This window comes from Oleiphilus sp. HI0128, assembly GCF_001635365.1.
The window spans coordinates 1-1,598 of the sequence record NZ_LWGG01000990.1 but is presented as its reverse complement, the minus strand read 5'-3'; the positions used below and the strand labels follow the sequence as shown (position 1 = coordinate 1,598).

Genomic DNA, 1,598 nt, shown 5'->3' with positions numbered 1-1,598 from the left:
CGTATAAATACTGCAACCCTGGCCGTAGAAGTGTGAAAGATGGGTAAAGACATGGACCTTTTCATTTTCAGCGCTAAGACTATTGCGTAAATTGTCTTCAATTTTATTAAGTAGATTATCTACATTATCCCAGTCGGTTGCCGTTTCAAGGGTATCAACCACATAGCCCTTTTCCCAAAGAGCTTCGCGTAGGTAAGGCATCTTAAAGCGTTTATCAGCCCACTTCTTACCCAAAAAGTTACCGGTGTACACGCCATGATAACGACGAATCATGCTCTTCATTAGTTTGTGGGCAGGGCGGCACTGCTCAGGCAGCCCCGTTATACCCAAGGTCATCATGCACTTGCCTTCAGCAGCACCTTTAAAGCTCAGATACTTTTCAAGCATTGATATCTGGCCAGGGTGACCAGCCAAAGCAAGTTGGGTCGTGGTTTCAACGGCATTACTTAAGCGCAGCATCGATAGTTGAACCTTACTCTGAACCATATAACGAGCTGCTTCCTTTGCTTGCGTCCACGAAGGGAAGAAAATAACGTAAAAGTCTTCTTGCTCTGCTAAAGGTGTCACTCGTACCTTAACTTCAGAGATTACGCCCATCCTCCCTTCCGAGCCCATAAAGATCTCTCTTACATCCGGGCCGCCTGCCGAGGCAGGAATGGTTTGAATATCCATACGCCCCTTAGGTGTTTCGACACTACCACCAGCAAACATTTGTTCGATGCGTCCATAACGCAGAGACTGCTGTCCACTAGAACGGCTCGCTACCCAACCACCAATGGTCGACAGCTCAAAGCTCTGGGGAAAGTGCCCCAAGGTATAGCCTCTAGAACGAAGCTGAGATTCAACTAAAGGCCCAGGTGTACCGGCACCAAAGGTAGCAATCTGACTCTCCTCATCCAAATCTATCAAGCGAGTCATTCGACCTAGCGATAAAGTTAGTATCGGTTCATCAGATTCAAAAGGGTTAATATGCCCCGCGACGCTGGTTCCACCACCATAGGGAATCAGGATAATGTCATGTTCATAACAAAACTCGACCAACTCAGCGACCTGATCTTTAGTTTCTGGAAAAGCAACGCCGTCGGGGAAGAATTCAAAGCGGCCACTTCTCATGGCAAGCCAGTCAGGCAGACTTTGACCGCGAGAATGACGAAGACGCTGTTCCGGGTCTTTATCAATCAATATATGCTCAGGTAAACGACTTTCTGGAACTTGAGCCAAAACTTCACTCAGCTGTGCATCCGCTAAAGGGCTGGAAGCACCCACTAGATCACTAAGAAATTGCTCACCCGTAGGTGGCAAATCCATTTTGTTTGCTTCATCTCCCCAACCATTCCAACGACGCATGCGTTCACCTATATATATTCAAATTTAGTTTAAAGTGCCCAGCATCTTAACAGCGGACAACACTCTAGAAAGACATAGCTCGAAATAATAACGGAATAAACTATAATTTCACTGACAATTTCAGACATTATGATCATCAAATTCAGTCAGTGACACTTTTTGTGCTCTCAAACTTCCTGCGAGAAGAGTAAATTATGAAACACCTGGGCTTTGCTTCCATTCCTGCCGTACAGCAATATTTACAATATGCT

At 45.7% G+C, this 1,598-nt stretch carries 1 protein-coding gene; it reads right to left on the bottom strand.

Annotation, left to right across the window (positions count from 1 at the left end; all coding sequences use genetic code 11):
• The coding region (locus A3763_RS16835) for an FAD-binding oxidoreductase (RefSeq protein WP_068760241.1) at positions 1-1,347 on the bottom strand (1,347 nt) is incomplete at its 3' end.
• Between the last annotated feature and the right edge of the window lie 251 nt (positions 1,348-1,598).